The organism is Rhodococcus sp. 05-339-2, from assembly GCF_002258965.1.
Taxonomy (GTDB): Bacteria; Actinomycetota; Actinomycetes; order Mycobacteriales; family Mycobacteriaceae; genus Rhodococcoides.
The window spans coordinates 452769-470387 of the sequence record NZ_NOYW01000008.1; the positions used below are offsets into that span (position 1 = coordinate 452769).

Below are 17619 nucleotides of genomic sequence, written 5' to 3' on the forward strand. Positions count from 1 at the left end.
CGTCGGATGCTGCTCAGCTACCGGCGGCGGCGGTGAGAATGTTCTCCGGCGTCGGGTTGGCGATGTCGGTGCCGTTGACCCGTACGTTCGGTGTTCCGTTGATGCCTTCGCCGAGGACCGACTGTGTCTGGGTGGTGACCCAATCGGTGTAGCTGCCGTCGGTGATGCACGACGCGACGGCGGGGGAGTCGGCACCTGCAGCGGCGGCGATCGCGACGAGTTCGTCGTCGGTCAGTCCGGTACCGCCCTCGGACGGCTGCTGCTCGAACATGGCGGTGTGCCAGTCCATCCAGTTGTCGCGGTCGTTCTCGGCGACGCAGATCGACGCACTGGCCGCGCGGGTCGAGTACATGGTTCCGTTCGAGAACCGGTCGAGAATGGAGATGGGCCGGTAGTCGACGGCGACATTGCCTGCATCGGCCAGCTGCTGCAACGTCGATCCGCTGACGGACTCGAAGTTCTTGCACGCCGGGCACTGGAAGTCCTCGACGACGCTGATGACGGTGGTGGCGTCGGGATTGCCGAAGCGGATGGCACCGTCGTCCGTAAGCGACGTGGGGGTGAGCTGGGCACCGGTCGACCCGCTGGAGCCGGCGGCCGATGCATCCCCCGACGTGGAATCTCGGTTGACGATGAAGAGAGCGATTGCCGCCACGAGCGCGATCAGAACGACTGCGACGACCACCTGAACGAGAGTCCGACGATTCTTGTCGCCGTTCTGCATGGCCTTGATGTCTTTGGAGACGTTCTTGCTCGTGTTCACGGCGACCAGTTTAGGCAGTCGATCCTGAGTGCCGGATGAGAGCCGGCGTCAGCCCAGATACGTCAGACCAGGGATGCGAGTCGTTGGATGGCGAACCGGTATCCGTCGATCCCGAGCCCGGCAATGACGCCGCTGGCAATGGGGGAGACGAAGGAGTGATGCCGAAATTCCTCGCGGGCGTGCACGTTGGAAATGTGCACCTCGATGATCGGCACCTCCGGGATCACGAGCGCGTCGCGCAGCGCCACGGACGTATGCGTCAACCCGCCCGGATTGATGACGATGCCCGACGCCACCCCGCGGGCCTCGTGGATCCAGTCGATGATCTGACCCTCGTGGTTGGACTGCTCGGCCCGGACGGTGAGACCGTGCTCGGCACCGGTCTTCTCGCACAGGGTGACGACGTCGGCGAGGGTGGCGTGGCCGTACACCTCGGGCTGCCTGGTTCCGAGCATGTTCAGATTCGGACCGTTGAGCACCAACACCTGCTTGGCCACGACGTCACTCCTTTTCCTGCTTCGGGTACTACCGAGTCCGATCATTTCACAGCGGGTTGACACAATCGTCCGGTGAAGGCAGCGACCGCGTGAAGGTAGTGACCGCGTGAGGACAGTGACCGCGTGAGAACAGTGTGGGTGGTGTGGGGCATCGGTGTCTTCGCCTACATCGTCGGGGTGCTGCATCGGACGTCCTTCGGCGTCGCGGGCCTGAGTGCGGCCGATCGGTTCTCGGTGTCGCCGTCCCTGCTGTCGTCGTTCGTGGTGCTGCAGGTGGTCGTGTACGCGGGGATGCAGATCCCGGCCGGGGTACTGCTGGATCGCATCGGTTCGCGGAAGATGATCGCCGCGGGCGCGCTGATCATGGCGACGGCTCAGATCACGCTGGCGCTCACCGAATCGCTCCCCGTCGCCGTGGCCGCGCGAGCGTTCGTCGGCGTGGGCGATGCGCTCACCTTCATCTCGGTGCTGCGATTGGTGCCGCGCTGGTTCACGCCCCGGCGAGTACCGATCGTCTCGCAGCTGACGGGTCTGCTGGGCCAGCTCGGCCAGGTGCTCTCGGCGGTCCCGTTCCTGATTCTGTTGAACGGACCCGGCTGGACGTTCGCGTTCGGCAGCGCAGCGGCGCTCGGGCTGCTTGCCCTGGTGCTGGTTCTCGCGCTCGTCCGAGATCGGCCCGACGACGGAGCTGCCCCCGTGTTCGAGCCGACGACGTTGCGCCAGACCCTCGCCTCCATCGCCGAGGTGTGGCGACGGCCCGGCACGCGGCTCGGCTTCTTCTCGCACATGGGCACCCAGTTCTCGATCACGGTCTTCGCGTTGCTGTGGGGTGTGCCGTATCTGACGTCGGCGCAGGGCCTGTCGGCGTCGACGGCCGGAGCGTTGCTGACGGTGTCGGTGGCGGCCGCGGTGGTGTCGGGCATCGTGGTCGGGCTCCTCACCGGGCGTTACCCGATGCGGCGGTCGTGGCTGGTGCTGGCGATCATGATCAGCAACGCCGCGATGTGGGCCATCGTGCTGTCGCTTCCCGGGCCTGCGCCGCTGTGGTTGCTGGTGCTGCTCGTGGTGGTGATCTCCGTTGGTGGTCCCGGTTCGGTGATCGGTTTCGACCTCGCCCGCACGTTCAATCCGAGCGCCAACCTGGGGACGGCTCAGGGGATGGTGAACATCGGCGGCTTCCTGGCGTCACTGTTGGTGATCGCGGGGATCGGATGGATTCTCGACGCGATGGGTGGCTACACGTTCGACAGCTTCCGGGTCGCATTGCTCGTGCAGTTCCCGGTGTGGATCATCGCGATCACCGGAGTTCTGCTCACGCGCCGCAAGACCAGACGGGTGCTCGCGGCCGAGGGAATTCATCCGCACACGATGCGTGAGGTGCGCGACCGGATCCGGCGCAAATAACTCTTTGCACTGACGGCATTCTGCGCGCATGCTGGTGTCCCAATATCGTTGTAGGACACAAGCAAATGCTACGTAAAGGTGCGTCAAAGAGATGGTAACCGAGCCTGAAGTGACCCCCGCGTCCGGCGAGTATTCGCATCGCGAGATCATGACGATTCTGTCGGGCCTGATGATGGGTATGTTCCTCGCGGCGCTCGATCAGACCATCGTCTCGACGTCCGTCCGCACCATCGCCGACGACCTCAACGGGTTCTCGGTGCTGGCCTGGGTCACCACGGCCTACCTCATCACCTCGACGGTCTCGACCCCGCTGTACGGCAAACTCTCCGACCTCTACGGGCGCAAGCCGTTCTTCATGACGGCCATCTCGATCTTCGTCGTCGGATCGATGCTGTGCGGCATCGCGACGTCGATGTACGAGCTCGCCGCCTTCCGCGCCATCCAGGGCCTCGGTGCAGGCGGTCTGATGTCGATGGCGCTGGCGATCATCGGCGATATCGTGCCTCCGCGCGAACGCGCCAAGTACCAGGGTTACTTCCTGGCCGTGTTCGGCACGTCCAGCGTGCTCGGACCGGTCATCGGTGGCCTGCTCGCCGGGCAGTCGTCGATTCTCGGAATCACCGGCTGGCGTTGGGTTTTCTACATCAACGTCCCCCTCGGCATCATCGCGCTCGTGGTGGTGTGGCGAGTGCTCAATCTGCCGGTGTACCGCCGCGAGGCGCGCGTCGACTGGTGGGGCGCAGTGCTTCTCAGCGTCGGCCTGGTACCGCTGCTCATCATCGCCGAGCAGGGTCGCGTGTGGGGATGGAGCTCGCCGCGGGCCCTGCTGTGTTTCGGAATCGGCATCGTCGGCGTCATCGCGTTCGTGCTCGCCGAGATCAAGATGGGCGACGACGCCCTGATTCCCATGCGATTCTTCCGAAACCCGTTGTTCTCGTTGTGTATTGCCGTCAGTGTCATCGCCGGCGCGGCCATGTTCGGTGGCATCTCGCTGCTGCCTCAGTATCTGCAGGTGGTCAAGGGATCGTCGCCGACGCTGGCCGGCTACCAGACCCTGCCCCTCGTCGGTGCCCTGATGGTCGCGTCGATCGTCTCGGGTCGGATGATCTCGAAGACGGGACGCTACAAGATCTTTCCGATCGTCGGTACGGCACTGATGGCGCTCGCGATGTTCGTCTTCCACTACGTGCACGCCGATACCCCGCTGTGGCAGACGATGGTCGTCATGGGCGTGTTCGGCCTCGGGCTCGGTTCGATGATGCAGCCGCTGACCCTGGCCATCCAGAATGCGATGCCTCCCAAGGACATGGGTGTATCCACCTCTGCCGCAACGTTCTTCCGGCAGATCGGTGCGACGGTCGGCGTTGCCGTCTTCCTGTCGATGCTGTTCACCCAGCTCACCCCGAAGACGGGAGACGCGTTGATCGCCGCCAGTTCGACCCCGGCATTCCAACAGGCAGTACAGAGCGCCGCCACGAGTTCCGATCCGCTCGAATCGGGTTTCGCTCGAGCCATCGCCTCGGGTGACGCCTCCGTCGCAGGCAGTGCACTGCAGGACAGCTCGTTCATTCAGAAGCTCGAACCGGCTCTGGCCGAGCCGTTCCGCATCGGGTTCTCCGACGCCATGGATTACGTGTTCCTGGCTGTGTCGATCCTGATGGTCCTCGGATTCGTACTGGTGCTCTTCCTCAAGGAGGTTCCGCTGCGCACGATGTCCGGCCTGGCCGCTGCGCAGCAGGAGCGAGACGAAGAACGAGCGAACGAGGCAGGCACCGGACTGCTCTGATGGCGTGAAGTCCGATGCGGTGAATCCTGGGACAAGGTACGGCTCGGTCCGGTGCGGGCCCCGGGAGCGCCGATCCGCTCAGGTCGAAGGTGCGGTGATGCCTCGGAACAGCACGTCGAGACCCAACTCGAGTTCGAGGGCACCGTCGTACTCGGTGATCAGAGGTGGCAGCGTCGACAGCAGGGGAAATGTGTCGATGGGGAGTCGGCGCAGAGCGAGGCTGAGGCGGTCGCCGGTCTCGTCCGGGTTGGCGGTCGTTTCCTGGGTCTCGCTCAGTAGATGGCCGCGTAGGAAGGAGATCATCAGCCGATAGCTCGTCAGGGCCTCGGGCAGCGTGAATCCCGCGGTGGTCAGCAGAATCAGAATGTTCTCGAGTGAGGCCAGTGACCGGGGCGTGCCCAATCCCAGTGGGGTCGCCTGAGGGCAGGTGGTCAGCAGCACCGCCGCGTGCGGGTGTTGGAGGGCGAGCTCACGGTAGTGCCGCGCAAAAATTCTGAGCTGACGCTGCCAATCGGGGTCTGCGCCGTCGACGCAGACGAGTGTGCCCAGTACCGAATCTGCGATGGCGTCGAGCAACGCCTGTTTGGTGGGCAGGTATCGGTAGACGGTCATCGGATCGCGATCGATCGATGCCGCGAGGCTCCGGATCGTCAGGCTGTCGAGGCCGGTTCGATCGACGATGCTCAGGGCGGCGGATACCACGTACTCGCGGTCGATCTTGATATTGGAGTGTGGGCCCGGTCGGTTCGTCGTGGACATCGGTAGGCAACCTCTCGAAAGCAGTGAACCGACCGGTAAGTAGGGGGCAAACAAACTTGTTGTTCGACAACACTTTTCGCTTGACTCATTATCCTACACATGGTGTGCTGTAGCTCTACACCGTAGAGATACGGGGAAACTCTTAGTTGCGGAGTGGGCACGAGCCTCCGCTGATCGCATAGTTGTGTCACCTTGCCGAACTCCGTCGGCCGGTGACGTCATCGAATACGGAACCGCGATACCTCCACGCACTCGGATCGGTCCGGGGCGGCCGTTGAGCGTCGCGACATCAATTGCTGCGCAATCGAACTCGTCGGGGGATCGATTGCGCGGTTCACGAAGTCCGGCAACAAGTCCGCTTCGCCCAACCAGCAGAACGGTATGCAATCCATGCCCGCTTCACAGCACACGTGCACGTCGACCCCCATCAGGCGCAGGGGCAGAACCCTCGTTCCGCTTGCCGGTTCGGTCGCTTTGGCCACCAGCGCACTCATGCTGATCAACGTCCCCGCAGCCGAGGCTCAACCCACCACCGTCGAACTCGGCACCGCGGAGAGTTATGCCGTCCTGGCCGGCTCCAAGATCACGAACACCGGCCCGTCGAGGATCGGCGGCAACGTCGGAGTGAGCCCAGGCGTCGGTGTCGAACCGTTCATCACCGGATTCCCACCGGGAGAGCTCACCAGTGGAGTTATCAACGACCGCAATTCGGTTGCAGCGCAGGCGAAAGCGGATCTGAGTACCGGATACGACGACGCCGCCGGTCGACCGGGAGCAACCTCGACCGGAGTCGAACTCGGCGGACAGACATTGTTGGCCGGGTTGTACGGTTCGGGCACGTTCGGCCTGACCGGAACCCTCACACTCGACGCGCAGGGCAACTCCAACGCCGTGTTCATCTTCCAGGCGGCATCGACGCTGATCACGGCATCCGACAGCAGTGTCTCGCTGATCAACGGGGCCAACCCGTGCAACGTGTTCTGGCAGGTCGGAAGCTCGGCCACACTCGGCACCGGTACCGATTTCGTGGGCACGATCATGGCACGGGCGTCGATCACGGCGACCACGAATGCCGATGTGCAGGGACGGCTACTGGCTCTGGACGGAGCTGTCACCCTCGACTCGAACACGATCACCAACCCGGGTTGCGGAACCACCGAGCCGCCCGTGACCACCACACCTCCGATAACGACCACGCCTCCGGTGACCACGACATCTCCGGAGACCACCACGCCTCCGGTGACCACGACATCTCCGGAGACCACCACGCCGCCCGTGACCACGACATCTCCGGAGACCACCACGCCGCCCGTGACCACGACATCTCCGGTGACCACCACGCCGCCCGTGACCACGACATCTCCGGGTGATGGTGGCGGTACGCCGGGTGATGGTGGCGGTACGCCGCCGATCGTCATCGAGGTGCCCCCGATTCCGGGTGTGCCGCCGGTGATCACCATCCCGCCGATCCCGGGTGTCCCGAACGTGCCGAACCAGCCGAACGTGCCGAATCAGCCCAACGTGCCGAACCAGCCGAACGTGCCGAATCAGCCCAACGTGCCGAATCAGCCCAACACGCCTGATCAGCCGATCACACCGGGTGGCCCGGATCAGCCGGGCACGTACAACCCCGGTGGCCAGATCACACAGATCCCGAACGGTGGTGTCGACACCGGTGACGGCAGTACCGTGAACCGTTCGACTGCAACGTCGTTCGCTCCGATGTGGACATTGCTGGCGGTACTCGCGGTCGGTGCTTTCTCTGCCTTGGCTCTGACTCGTCGTCGGAACTGATCGGTGAGACCTACCGTCGAGGTATCGGTACCTCCGGCCGAATCCGCCCGCACCACGACCCGTCATCGGGTCGTGGTGCGGGCGGTGGCAGCGGCGTTCCTGGTGCTGCTGTCGCTGGTTGCCGGCTGCGCAACGCCCTCGGATGCCGGCCCCGCGCAGAACGAGTCGATGCCCTCGGCTTCTGCTCCCGCCGTCGTCACGCCGTCGGGTGAGGTCGGCGCCGGATCGTCGTCGGCGCCCGGGTCCCCGCCTGCGCGCCTCGAGATCGGTGCGATCGGCGTCGACTCCGATGTGATGGGTCTGGGTCTGCGTCCGGACGGCTCGATGGAGGTACCCGCGGGCGGTTTCCCCGCCGGTTGGTACACCGGGTCGCCGGTTCCGGGGCAACTGGGACCGTCGATCGTTGCGGGGCATGTGGATTGGGGCGGCAGCCCCGGTGTCTTCTACCGGCTGCGCGATCTCGAACTGGGCGACGATGTCACCGTTGTCAGCCAGGACGGCAGCACGGTCCGGTTCGTCGTCAGCGCGGTGGAGCAGTATCCGAAGGATGCGTTTCCCACCGACAAGGTCTACGGAGACATCGACCACCCAGGCTTGCGCTTGATCACCTGTGGCGGCCAATTCGACTCGGATATCTCCAGTTACGACGACAACATCGTCGTGTACGCCGATCGCGTCTGAGCGAGCTCTCTCGCTCACAGCAAGTTCGCAGGCTGCTCCCAGCCCGGCCGACGGTCTATCGCACATTCTCGTAGTCGACAACTTCGACGAACAGGATCTGCGATGACTGCCCAACTCGACCGACCGGCCGCGATGCCTCCGTCGCACGCCCGCCAGCCGTCCTGGCAGGACAGGTGGTGGTATCGCCGCCGGCACCTGCTCGGGCTGCTGGTTCTGCTCGCGGCCACGGCAACGCTGTACCTGTGGAACCTGACGGCAAGTGGCTACGCGAACACCTTCTACGCCGCTGCGGTGCAGGCAGGAACCAAGGACTGGACGGCGTGGTTCTTCGGATCGCTCGATTCCGAGAACTTCATCACCGTGGACAAGCCGCCGGCCGCACTGTGGGTGATGGGACTGTCGGCTCGGGTCTTCGGATTCTCGAGCTTCAGCCTGCTTCTTCCCCAGGCGCTGATGGGTGTTGCCTCGGTGGCGACGGTGTATGCCGCGGTCAAACGCGTCGCGAACCCCACGGCTGGTTTGCTCGCCGGCTTCGCCTTGGCGTCTGTTCCTGCGGCGGCGTTGATGTTCGACTTCGACAACCCCGACGCGCTGCTCGTCCTTCTCATGACACTCGGCGGCTACTTCGTCGTGCGGTCTCTGCAGACTTCGGCCGGGCGCCGGGCTGCGATGTGGCTAACGTTGGCCGGTGTGGCGCTCGGGTTCGCGTTCCTCACCAAGATGTTGCAGGGATTGTTGGTGCTGCCCGCGTTCGGATTCACGTATCTCGTTGCGGGACAGGCGCAGTTGCGGGCCCGGTTGCTGCATCTCGTCGGCGCGTTCGCAGCGCTGATCGTCGCTGCGGGGTGGTGGGTGTTGACGGTTCAGTTGTGGCCGGAGAGTGCCCGACCGTACATCGGTGGATCCACCGACAACACCGTGATGGATCTGGTGCTCGGGTACAACGGGCTTGGCCGAATTTTCGGTAACACCGGCGGTGGCGGGATGGAGGCTCCGGCCGGAATGAGTGCCGGGGCAGCCGGGTCCAGCTTCGGCGGCTCGACCGGTCTGGACCGACTGTTCGGCAGCGAGATGGGAATCCAGATCTCCTGGCTCATCCCGGCGGCCCTGGTGGCGCTGGTCTTCGGGTTGATCGCTCGTGGCCGAGCACCACGTACCGACCTTCTCCGTGCCTCGCTGATTCTGTGGGGCGGCTGGTTCCTGGTGACAGCGCTGATCTTCAGCTACATGTCCGGAACGATCCACCCGTACTACACCGTCGCGCTCGCCCCTGCACTCGCGGGCATGATCGGAACCGGCGGCTACGCGCTGTGGCTTCGACGCGAATCGATGTGGGGTAGAGCCGGTATGGCCACCATGATGGTTGCGGCCGGTGCCTGGAGCTGGGTGTTGTTGCACCGCAACGCGGACTGGCTGCCGGCACTGAAATGGATCCTGTTGGTGGGAACAATCGTCGCTGCTGTGATGATTCTGTTCGCGGGGCGGTACCGAAAGCTCACCGCCGCTGCGTTGATCATCGGAGCCGTGGCCGGTCTCGGCGGCGGCGCGTCGTATGCCATCGCTACGACGACGAACGCGCACAGTGGTTCCATCCCCACTGCAGGTCCGACCGGTGCAGTCAGCGACGGAGGCCTGGGTGGAATGCCGGGCGGCGGTATGCCTGGTGGTGGAATGCCGACGGGAGCGATGCCGAGTGGTGGAATGCCGAGTGGTGGAATGCCGACGGGAGCGATGCCGGGTGATGCTGCTCCGAATGACGCTGTGCCGAATGATGCTGTGCTGGGCGGTGATGCGGCCATGCCTGCCGATGCGGCCGATCTTCCGGCAGGCTTCGCCACCGGTGACGGCGGCACAGGCGGCATGCCGAGCATGGGTGGCATGGGCGGTGAGACCGATGAGGAGTTGACGGCTCTGCTCGAATCCACGACCACGAGGTGGTCCGCTGCGGTGAACGGTTCGATGTCCGCAGCCGGATACGAGTTGTCGTCCGATACGGCCGTCATGGCCATCGGCGGGTGGAGTGGTGATCCTGCGCCGTCGCTCGACGAGTTCATCGAGTACGTCTCCAACCACGAGGTGACGTACTACGTGTCCGGAGGAATGGGTGGCGGTATGGCTCGTGGAGGAATGGGCGGCGACTCGGAGAGTACGTCCTCACAGATCCAGGAGTGGGTCGAGGCGAACTTCACGGCGACCACGGTCGGCAGCGCGACGGTGTACGACCTGAGTACCTACGCAGGCTGACACCCACGAACGACCACGCACAGTTGTTCCGCCGCAGACATATTCGACTGCGGCGGAACACCTGTGTGCACGCCCGGGCCGGTCAGAAGGGCGGTGGCTCGTCCTCGGGTGCCCAGGCGGGCACCGGGGTCGGTTGTGGATCCGCCGGCGTCGGGGTCGGCGAATCGCGCCGAGGTGCTGACCCTCTCGGCTTCGAGTGGATCTTCGGTAGGTGGTCGAAGTCCGCGAGTTGTGTCGTGCCGGGAACCGTGATCGCGGTGGTGCCGGCGTTCGAGAGCCAGAACTCGACACCGTCCGCGAGCATGACGGGAGTCCACAGACCCATTGTCTTGAGGCTGTGGTGGTAGCGGCACAGGCAGTGCAGGTTGGTATCGATGGTCCATCCTCCCGTCGAGGGGTCGCGATGGAGATACGGCACGATGTGGTCGATCTCGCATTGCTGGGCCGGGACATCGCAGCCCGGGTGTCGACAGGTGCGGTCGCGGTACCGAATACGTTCTGCGAGTGCAATAGTGGGCCGATAGACGAGCGCTCCGGGTGGTGGCAGCGTCAGGCCGCCGTGCCCGTCCGGGTGCAGCGCGAGCCCGAGGGTGGGTTCTGCTGCGATTGCCGCTTCGAGTTCGGCAACGAACGTGTAGGTGCCGCGATACGGGGTTGCGACACAGCTGTTTCGCGGTGATTGTGCGGACTTCGGGGCTTGCGGGGGCCGAGGAACAGAACCGCCGACCCGACGACGACCGCGCCCCAGCGGATGGAACACCACATGCGACCTGCTGCCCTCGGACCGGCTGTTCTTTGTCCTACGTGCCGTCGATCCTCGGGGCTTCTTTCGGCCACCTCCCGATCCGCCGTGGTTCTTCCCACCGCTGCCGCTGTCGACCCTGTTGTCGACAGCCTTGTCTTCCTTACCTGCGTCATTCTCGGTGTCGGTGTCGGTGTCGGTGTCGGTGTCGGTCTCGAGATCGATGAGTGATTCCAGGTCGTCGCCGTAGCCGAGTTTCTCGGCGAGGTTGCGTGCCTCGGTGAGGAGGATCTGCCAGTGCGCGTTGTCGGCGAGTTCTCGGGCGTATTCGGCATCGATGGTGCCGTGCCCGGACAGGTGCGCTGGATTGGACAGCAGACCGGCGAGCGTGGCGAGGTCGACCGTGATCACGGTCAGCGGCGCACGCCGATTCGGGCGTGAGGTGTCGGCCGTGCACGGATTGTCCTCGTCGGGCTCGCACAAGCATGCTATCGACGACTCCTGATGCAGCAGAGCAACATACGCGGCTGCGCGCTTCTGCCCTTTGTTTCGCGGATCGCGTCGGCACACGGTAGCGGCCATCTCGTTGATGAGTTGCCAGGCCGCGGCGGCGTCCGCCGCGGTGAGGTCGGCCTTCAGCGTCGACAGCACATCTTTGTCGGTGTATGTGACGTTGGTGTGCCGTTCCAAGTCCTTGCGCAGAGCGGCAGCCTGTTCGGGTGCGATTCGAAACATGATCGACCAGATTTCCGTCGCCAGAGGACCGGGTGACAGGCGTCGGGCGGCGTACAGGACCTCGCTTTGGACGGCCGTCGCCGCGTCCTGCGTCAGGTTGTGGGTGCAGCGGTATATCGCGCGGACGCGGGGCAGGTCGAGTTCGCCGGCCTCGAATGCGGCCGCGACGGCGGGAAGCCGGAGTCGAATGTCCATTCCGACCTCTGCGTATGTGTTCGCAACGGTCTTCGAGCAACCCAGGACGTGCGCAATTTCGGAAGCCGCATAGTTGCCCGCGTCCTGAATGACATCACCGACGAGGACGTTCTGATGAATGCACGTGTCCCAGATGGCGGCGGCCAGAGCGACCTTGCGAGCGCACGCCTGATTTTCCAGAATCGCGACATCTCGAATCTCGGCCAACGAAGCAGGCTCGATGTACGGCTTCGATTGCGGCCCGAGATAGGCCGCGAACCGACTGCGCGTCGATGTGGTCACTGTGTCATCGCCCCCCGGCAGATGGTCCAACAAAAAATAGAACGTGTGTTCGACTGTAATGGAACGTGGCTCGTCCGTCAACGCCAATATCGTTGCAGCGAAACGGAATCGACGTGCGAGTGCCCATACACCAACCCACCGACATGTTGCTCGTCCAAGTGCGGCGCTCGGAGAGTCAGGGCGAGTCGTGCATCAGCGCGGCGATGTAGAGCAGCACCGAATCGCTTCCGGGCAAGGTCGTGAATCCGGTGAGCTTGTCGATCTTGACGAGCCGGTAGGTGAGAGTGTTTCGGTGCAGGTGAAGTTTTTCCGCCGTCTTGCTTGCGTTGAATCCGCATTCGCCCCACGTCATCAGGGTTCGCTTCAGTACTTCCCAGTCCGGGGCGTGAACGATGTCGCCCAGCACCGTGTCGACCAATCGGCGACGGGTGCTGTCGGGAACGGCCCGAACGGCGTGCAACAGACGCATCCGGTCGATGTCGTGGATGTGTCGTTCGGGAAAGACCTGCCGCCCGAGCTCGAGTGCGTCACGTGCGTCCTGGGCCGACGCGTTCAATCGAGCGACGCCGGACGCGCTCGGCCCCACCCCGACCGAAATCGACCATGCGTTGGCCTTGCCCCGCTCGACGAGAGTCTGCCAGCGACGGCCGTCGTCGGTGTCGGTTCCCACCGGAGGCATCACGGCGACGATGTTTCGGGAAAGTCTGCCGGCAATTTCCTGCGGAGTTTCGGCTGTGTGTCGAATCCATTCCAGCACAACGGTAGTGGGGTCTGCGTCTGCGCGCTTGCCGACCTCTGTTGCCGGTGAGGTGTTGTCGGTCTCGACCAGAAACACCCGGCGCGGAATGCCGATGTCGAAGGACAGTGCAGCAGCTCGATTCTCGACACTCTGCATGGACACGTCACTGCGGTGCCAGTCGAAGACGTCACGCAGAAAGTCTTCGACGGCGCGCTGGCGGGAGACCCTGGTTCCGATACGGCTGGCCTCGCTCATGAGGATTTCCGTCTGACGCTTGACTATCTGCCCGAATTGCTCGACCAGCTCGGGAGCTCCGGACAGACCTACGGTGCCGACCACTCGACCATCGAGGGTCAACGGAAGTGTGGTGCCGGGGAGGCTGCCCTGCAGGCTTCGTACGTCGGCGCTCGAGTGACTGCGTGTGCTGTTGGTTTCTATCACCACGATCGACGCCTCGTGGAATTGGCCGACGCGTCCCCGCTCGCCGCTACCGAGGACGATCCCGGTGGCGTCGGTGATCAGCACGTTGTGCCCGATGATCTCGGTGATGTCCACTGCGATCTGCTGCGCCAGCTCGGTACTGAGCACGACGAACTCCCGTCCGATTGACTTCGACGTGACGCCGAAGCTGGGGCATGTGTGCAACTTGCCCAAGAATATAGACGTACGGGAGCTGATGCTGGGCTTTTTGATGAAGACCCGAATGCGGTCTCCGTCATACGATTTTTCCATCGCCGACAGAGGAGAAGTCATGCAAGTATTGGATTGGATTGCGGTAGCCGGGTATTTCCTAGTGCTGATCGTGGTCGGTGTGCAGACCATGAAAAAGGTCTCGAATGCCGATGATTTCGCGGTTGCCGGCAATCGTATTGTCTGGCCGGTCTTCTTCGGCAGCCTCGCTGCTGCCTTTCTCGGCGGCGGCGCATCGTTGGGTGTCGCCGGGGCGACGATGCGCGACGGGTACGTCTACATGTTCGCCTTCTGCGCCTTCGGAATACAGACCGTACTGGTGGGACTCTTCGTCGCACCCAAGCTCAAACGCTACCGGGGTGCACACACGCTCGGTGACGTGATGCATTCGCACTACGGCAAGCCCGCACGCGTCATCACGGGTGGATTGTCGATCGTGTTGTGCACCGGAATTCTGGGCGCACAGGCATTGGCGATCGGTACCGTTGTCAACGCAACGCTCGATGTGCCGCCGACACTGGCGATCGTTCTGGGTATGGGCGTGACCGTCCTCTATTCCGCGTTCGGCGGAGCCTGGGCCGTCATTCAGACCGACCTCCTCCAGTTCGTGTTCCTCGGCGTCCTCATCCCCGTGACGTTGCTCATCGGATTGCATGCAGTGGGAGGGCCTTCGGCTCTCGTCGACGCCCTTCCATCCGATCACCTGACACTGATGGGTGACTACAGCGTCATGAAGTTCGTCGGTTTGTTCGCGGCCCTGCTGCTCGGTGAGACGTTGGTTCCTCCCTATGCGCAGCGCACCTTCTCGACGCCCGACTCCTCGCACGCCCGTAGGGGATTCGTCACGGCCGGTATCTTCTCGTTCTTCTTCTTCTTCATCTCGGCGTCGATCGGAGCCGTTGCATTCGTCCTCTACCCCGACATCGAGCCGGATTCGGCACTCCCGACGGTCGTGACGAACCTGATGCCGATCGGCCTGCTCGGCTTGTTGGTTGCGGCGCTCCTCGCAGTCGTGATGTCGACGGCGTCGAGCTACATCAACTCCAGCGCAGTGGTGTTCACCGACGACCTCTACCGGCCACTGGCCAAGCGCGAGGCCTCGCAGCGTAAGAGGCTGAACATCGAACGAACCCTCAGCGTGGTCGTCGGCGCCGGTGCCACCATCTTCGCGCTCACCGTTCCGTCCATCGTGGACGCCCTGCTCTACAGCTACACACTCTGGGCACCGACGATGATCGTGCCACTGTTCGGAGCAGTGCTGTTCGGTGTTCGTTCCGCGCCGGCCGCGCTGTGGGGTATCTCTGCGGGTGCTGCGGTCACGGTCGTGTGGCAATGGGTACTGATGAGCCCGTTCGGTCTGGACGGTCTTCTCCCCGGGGTCGCTGCGAACTCGATTGCCTACACCGTGGCGGCGGTAGCGACGAGCAAGAAGTATCCACGACGAACTCAAACCTCGAACGAACCGATCCTCGACAACACCGGAGCGCACTGATGTTGGAAATACTTTTCTACGGAGCGCCGATTGTCGCAATTTCTGTCACTGCCTGGTGCGGCTTTCTCGGGTGGCGATTCTATTTCCAAGAAGTTCTGAAGAAAGAGGAATGACATGACCCTCGTATCCGCAAATCTCGCAGGCATCGCCGACGAGACCACGAATTACCCCGCGTATGTGCAAGATGGACGAAACATCCATGTTTCGGGTCAGGTGTCGTTCGACGACGGCGGCTCGATCGTGGGCGAGGGTGATCCGGCGAAGCAGACCGAGATCGCGATCGATCGTCTCGAACGAGTACTGCACGCCGCCGGGTCGGATCTGAACCACGTCGTCTCGACGACCGTCTACCTGACGTCGGCGGCGTACGCCGCCGAGATGAACCGGGTATGGCGCGAGCGGTTCGGGCGGCACCGTCCGGCCAGGGCCACGGTCGTCGCCGGCCTACTCGACGAGAGATTGTTGGTCGAGATCACCGCCGTGGCTGTGCATTCCGGCGCGGGTGCCGAATGAGAATCGCAATTCTCGGTGGCGGCATCATCGGTGTCACGAGCGCGTTCTATCTGGCGCGCGATGGCCACGAGGTGGTGGTCTACGACGAGCGCGATCGCGTCGCGGACGACACCACCGCCTCGACGGCAGGGTTGATAGCGCCCGGACATTCGTATGCGTGGGCGTCTCCGCAAGCACCGAAAATGTTGCTTCGATCGCTGGTCGGAGGACAAACCTCCATTCGGGTGAAGCCGCGCCTGGATCCAGCGTTGATTCGTTGGGGCCTGGCGTTCGTGCGGGAATGCACGCCCGCACGCAGCCTGAAGAACACCCTCGCCAAGTACGAGCTCGCCTCCTACAGTCAGACCTTGCTCGAGAAGCTCACGGTGGAGGAGTCGCTCGAGTATCACCGGACCGACGGAGGGATCCTGTACCTCTACCGGGACGCAGCCGCCCTCAACGAGGCCAGCAGCAAAGCCGAGCTGATGCGCCGGCAGGGGAGATCGCAACGTCTGCTCACCCGGGAGCAGGCGTTCGAGGTCGACCCTGCTCTCGCCAACAGCACCGTCGACTTCGCTGGAGCTGTTCACGACGAGGACGACGGCACCGGTGACCCGGCGCTGTTCACCGTGGGATTGGCGGCGGCAGCCGAACGCCTCGGTGTCCGGTTCGAGCTGAACACGAGAATCGAGTCACTCGAGTCCGACGGCACCTCGATCGTCAGGGCTCGTACCGCTCGGGGCAGCGATATCGATGCCGACTGCTACGTGTTGGCCCTCGGGAGTGCGTCGAGCGACCTCGCTCGCACCGCAGGGTTGCGCGTTCCGGTATATCCGGCGAAGGGATACAGCCTTTCGGTAGCGATACGAGACCGGTCGCGGGCGCCGCACACAGGCGGTATCGACGAACGATCTCTGGTTGCATGGTCACCGTTCGGGTCGACGCTCCGGATGTCGGCCGTCGCCGAGTTCGCCGGTTACGACAAAACCCACGCGCCCTCGAATTTCGCCGAGATACGCGCTGCCGGCGACGAGCTCTTTCCCGGGGCACTGGACTGGAGTTCGGTCGAGTATCGCTCAGGATTGCGCCCGATGACTCCGGACGGGCCTCCCATCATCGGAGCGACGCCACACGACAACCTGTTCGTCAACACCGGACACGGTCATGTGGGTTGGACGATGGCCTGTGGTTCGGCCGCACTGCTTACGGCAGAGCTCGGTCGACGTCCAGCCGAGATCGATGCCACACCGTATCGGTTCGACAGGTTCTCACGCCGCACTCGGAAGTCGGCGACTCGGTCGGTCCGAACCAGGTGAACGGCGACCGGTGGACGTTGCGCTCGACAAGCGTCCATCGGTGGTCGTCGGAAAGGGAAAGCCGCTCATGCGCTACCACCGACAGACATTCGGAACGAGCTGTACGTTCTCCTCGTTGGTCGAAGTCATGGCGAAGGCATCGCCTGTGCGATCCGGTGACGAGCTGGCGGGATGCGCGGCTCACTCGGATGCCGAACGTGCTGCTGCTCGAACAATTTCACCAGCGAACTCGCTGGTTCGGAGAACTACACGATCGAGCGCGAGACGTCCTCGCGTCCCGCGACAGTCGAGTGATGTCGCCTGATCTGCCTCCGCCGTATGTCGGTCATTGGGAGTGGCAATTGGCTGCCCGGTGTCGCTCGATGCCATCCACCGTCTTCTTCCCTCCGGAAGGATTACGTTGTCCGACACTGTGGTACAGCGAACAGGCGGCCAAGGCCGTCTGCGGTCTGTGTCCCGCGTTGACCGAGTGTCGGCAATACGCCATCGACGTGCAGGAGCCACATGGCATCTGGGGCGGACTGACACCTGCCGAGCGCTCCGCACTGGCGTGAACCCGCAGGCGCGAAGCAGTTCCTCGATCCCGAGGCCGCCACCCGGCCTCATTCCGACACGAGTGCGAAGCGCTCCAGGACCACCTGAGTGTCGTCGTTCACGGTGAAGCGTGGATCGCCCAGTTCCTCGCGGACCTCCGCCGACTGCCAGAATCTTTCGTGCCCGGCCCGCCACTGCGCGACGTCGACGTATCCTTCGCCCTCGTCCAGCGCGTGTTGCAGCGAAACATCGCTCAGCGCAACGATATCGACGCCTGTCGTCTCGATGACTCCGACCACGACACCGGCCGAATCCACCACCGCGCCGCGTTCGCCGACTCTCGGCAGCTCCTCGTCGGCGTACTGCACCAACAGGCTTGCTGTGCTGGTCTTCTCGCCGGAGAGAACGGCCGCGACCAGGGCATCCCGCAGGGGACCGGGATACGCGAATTCGACAATCGGTAGATCGATCACG

Annotated in this window: 15 protein-coding genes and 1 pseudogene; 10 read left to right on the top strand and 6 right to left on the bottom strand. The window is 63.9% G+C overall.

Translation table 11 applies throughout. From position 1 onward, the window contains the following. Positions 1-13 precede the first annotated feature (13 nt). Both CH273_RS08500 and aroQ read right to left on the bottom strand, forming a co-directional pair. Positions 14-763: a DsbA family protein gene (locus tag CH273_RS08500; protein ID WP_230596620.1), complete on the bottom strand. Its 750-nt coding sequence runs from the start codon at positions 761-763 to the stop codon at positions 14-16. Between the two features lie 62 nt (positions 764-825). Next, positions 826-1305: a type II 3-dehydroquinate dehydratase gene (aroQ, locus tag CH273_RS08505; protein WP_045199075.1), complete on the bottom strand. Its 480-nt coding sequence runs from the start codon at positions 1303-1305 to the stop codon at positions 826-828. Positions 1306-1383: 78 nt separating this feature from the next. Here aroQ and CH273_RS08510 point away from each other — a divergent pair, with 78 nt between their 5' ends. Together CH273_RS08510 and CH273_RS08515 are read left to right on the top strand one after the other, a co-directional pair. Then, positions 1384-2664 (top strand): MFS transporter, encoded by a 1281-nt coding sequence (locus CH273_RS08510; protein ID WP_032393993.1) that lies wholly within the window; start codon positions 1384-1386, stop codon positions 2662-2664. A 91-nt stretch (positions 2665-2755) separates the two neighbouring features. Beyond that, complete coding sequence (locus CH273_RS08515) at positions 2756-4450, top strand: MDR family MFS transporter (RefSeq protein WP_032393994.1); 1695 nt, start codon at positions 2756-2758, stop codon at positions 4448-4450. Between the two features lie 78 nt (positions 4451-4528). Here the strand turns inward: CH273_RS08515 and CH273_RS08520 are convergent, their stop codons facing one another. Further along, positions 4529-5209 carry a TetR/AcrR family transcriptional regulator C-terminal domain-containing protein gene (locus CH273_RS08520; protein WP_032393995.1) on the bottom strand — a complete coding sequence of 227 codons (681 nt, stop codon included), beginning with the start codon at positions 5207-5209 and terminating at the stop codon, positions 4529-4531. A gap of 390 nt (positions 5210-5599) precedes the next feature. Here CH273_RS08520 and CH273_RS27930 point away from each other — a divergent pair, with 390 nt between their 5' ends. The 3 genes from CH273_RS27930 to CH273_RS08535 all read left to right on the top strand — a co-directional run bounded on the left by CH273_RS27930 (position 5600) and on the right by CH273_RS08535 (position 9928). Continuing rightward, a complete protein-coding gene (locus tag CH273_RS27930) occupies positions 5600-7003 on the top strand; it encodes an ice-binding family protein (protein WP_230596621.1) in 1404 nt (467 codons plus the stop codon). A gap of 3 nt (positions 7004-7006) precedes the next feature. Then, positions 7007-7684, top strand: a complete 678-nt coding sequence (locus CH273_RS08530) for a class F sortase (protein WP_052049260.1) — start codon at positions 7007-7009, stop codon at positions 7682-7684. A 102-nt stretch (positions 7685-7786) separates the two neighbouring features. Beyond that, on the top strand, positions 7787-9928 hold the full coding sequence (locus tag CH273_RS08535) for a glycosyltransferase family 39 protein (RefSeq protein ID WP_179275439.1): 2142 nt from the start codon (positions 7787-7789) through the stop codon (positions 9926-9928). A gap of 82 nt (positions 9929-10010) precedes the next feature. Here CH273_RS08535 and CH273_RS08540 read toward each other — a convergent pair whose 3' ends face one another. Both CH273_RS08540 and CH273_RS08545 read right to left on the bottom strand, forming a co-directional pair. Beyond that, on the bottom strand, positions 10011-11882 hold the full coding sequence (locus tag CH273_RS08540) for a DUF222 domain-containing protein (protein ID WP_094637987.1): 1872 nt from the start codon (positions 11880-11882) through the stop codon (positions 10011-10013). A 175-nt stretch (positions 11883-12057) separates the two neighbouring features. Next, entirely contained in the window at positions 12058-13209 is a 1152-nt protein-coding gene (locus CH273_RS08545; RefSeq protein ID WP_052049261.1) for a CdaR family transcriptional regulator, read from the bottom strand. A gap of 163 nt (positions 13210-13372) precedes the next feature. Between CH273_RS08545 and CH273_RS08550 the strand changes: the two genes are divergently transcribed. The 5 genes and pseudogenes from CH273_RS08550 to CH273_RS08570 all read left to right on the top strand — a co-directional run bounded on the left by CH273_RS08550 (position 13373) and on the right by CH273_RS08570 (position 17165). Then, positions 13373-14803 (top strand): sodium:solute symporter family protein, encoded by a 1431-nt coding sequence (locus CH273_RS08550; protein ID WP_052049262.1) that lies wholly within the window; start codon positions 13373-13375, stop codon positions 14801-14803. A 114-nt stretch (positions 14804-14917) separates the two neighbouring features. Next, entirely contained in the window at positions 14918-15316 is a 399-nt protein-coding gene (locus CH273_RS08555) for a RidA family protein (RefSeq protein ID WP_032393997.1), read from the top strand. Further along, a complete protein-coding gene (locus CH273_RS08560; RefSeq protein ID WP_032393998.1) occupies positions 15313-16611 on the top strand; it encodes a D-amino acid dehydrogenase in 1299 nt (432 codons plus the stop codon). The genes CH273_RS08555 and CH273_RS08560 overlap by 4 nt, the downstream gene beginning before the upstream one ends. Positions 16612-16678: 67 nt before the next feature. Beyond that, positions 16679-16819 (top strand): annotated as a pseudogene (gene eutB / locus CH273_RS28120) (ethanolamine ammonia-lyase subunit EutB); the annotation flags it as partial. An 85-nt stretch (positions 16820-16904) separates the two neighbouring features. After that, entirely contained in the window at positions 16905-17165 is a 261-nt protein-coding gene (locus tag CH273_RS08570) for a WhiB family transcriptional regulator (protein ID WP_052049289.1), read from the top strand. A 48-nt stretch (positions 17166-17213) separates the two neighbouring features. On the opposite strand, the gene CH273_RS08575 is transcribed toward CH273_RS08570, so the two are convergent. Next, positions 17214-17618, bottom strand: coding sequence for an ASCH domain-containing protein (locus CH273_RS08575; protein WP_032393999.1), 405 nt, complete (start codon positions 17616-17618; stop codon positions 17214-17216). Position 17619 lies beyond the last annotated feature (1 nt).

Excerpts from the sequence above, each read along its gene's own strand:
- CH273_RS08520 (WP_032393995.1), bottom strand. The coding sequence starts at position 5,209 with ATGTCCACGACGAACCGACCGGGCCCACACTCCAATATCAAGATCGAC.
- CH273_RS08550 (WP_052049262.1), top strand. The coding sequence starts at position 13,373 with ATGCAAGTATTGGATTGGATTGCGGTAGCCGGGTATTTCCTAGTGCTG.
- CH273_RS08555 (WP_032393997.1), top strand. The coding sequence starts at position 14,918 with ATGACCCTCGTATCCGCAAATCTCGCAGGCATCGCCGACGAGACCACG.
- CH273_RS08570 (WP_052049289.1), top strand. The coding sequence starts at position 16,905 with ATGTCGCCTGATCTGCCTCCGCCGTATGTCGGTCATTGGGAGTGGCAA.
- CH273_RS08560 (WP_032393998.1), top strand. The coding sequence starts at position 15,313 with ATGAGAATCGCAATTCTCGGTGGCGGCATCATCGGTGTCACGAGCGCG.
- CH273_RS08535 (WP_179275439.1), top strand. The coding sequence starts at position 7,787 with ATGACTGCCCAACTCGACCGACCGGCCGCGATGCCTCCGTCGCACGCC.
- CH273_RS08515 (WP_032393994.1), top strand. The coding sequence starts at position 2,756 with ATGGTAACCGAGCCTGAAGTGACCCCCGCGTCCGGCGAGTATTCGCAT.
- aroQ (WP_045199075.1), bottom strand. The coding sequence starts at position 1,305 with ATGATCGGACTCGGTAGTACCCGAAGCAGGAAAAGGAGTGACGTCGTG.
- CH273_RS27930 (WP_230596621.1), top strand. The coding sequence starts at position 5,600 with ATGCCCGCTTCACAGCACACGTGCACGTCGACCCCCATCAGGCGCAGG.